1 protein-coding gene is annotated in these 684 nt (G+C 53.8%); it reads right to left on the reverse strand.

Annotated elements, in window-relative coordinates:
• Positions 1 to 86: 86 nt before the first annotated feature.
• Positions 87 to 605: a hypothetical protein gene (locus ACFR9S_RS12915; RefSeq protein ID WP_143076996.1), complete on the reverse strand. Its 519-nt coding sequence runs from the start codon at positions 603 to 605 to the stop codon at positions 87 to 89.
• Between the last annotated feature and the right edge of the window lie 79 nt (positions 606 to 684).

Here is a 684-nt window from a genome sequence, read left to right on the forward strand (position 1 = left end):
ACTTGATGGCGTTGGGCATTTACTTAGACCAACGCACTAAGCAAAGGTAGTGTTTTCGGCGAGTAGGTCCGCGGAAGTGTTGCGGCCTAGGCCCAGATGGTGTTCGACGCAACTGTTGTTCCTAACGCGAGCAACGCAACTCCGGTAGAGAGCAGCGAGATAAACAAGCCTCTTGTGGTCATCAAGTGGCTCCGCTTTGCGGCGATTTCACTAGAGATTCGGCTCTGCGCGTCTCGTATCTGAGAAAAGATTCTGTCCAAATCACCGTCCCCATGGATTGTGGTTCGTAACCTCGTCGCGTCGCTTTCTCCGAGCTCGGACTCTAGATATCCGTCCAAGTATGTATCAGGGTCGCTAATTACGCGCTGAATATCTGAAAAACGGACCGAGAGGGTTTCAAACCGATTCTCGAGGTTCTCTAATCCTCCTGGGCAGAGTCCCCTGTTCCGTAGGCTGTGCTCGGCAATTTTCCCCTCAAGTTCTGAGAAGTCGTCGGCAAGAGAGAAGACTCTAATCGTAAACTCCACGACGGGGCTGTCGTAGTCTTCGTCGTTCGATATCGTTTGTTGTGCGACTTTATGGTAGTCGCTAGCAGAAGTCCTCATAGCCCCTCGTCCGCCTTGGCCATCGCTCGTTCGCGGCGGGCCTCGCGAAGATCGTCGACCAGCTCCGGATCCACGTCGG

Origin of the sequence: Halolamina salina (assembly GCF_042678005.1) — an archaeon.
In the GTDB taxonomy this organism is placed as follows: Archaea; Halobacteriota; Halobacteria; order Halobacteriales; family Haloferacaceae; genus Halolamina; species Halolamina salina.

Coding starts and splice junctions, on each gene's coding strand:
- ACFR9S_RS12915 (WP_143076996.1), bottom strand. CDS start 605: ATGAGGACTTCTGCTAGCGACTACCATAAAGTCGCACAACAAACGATA.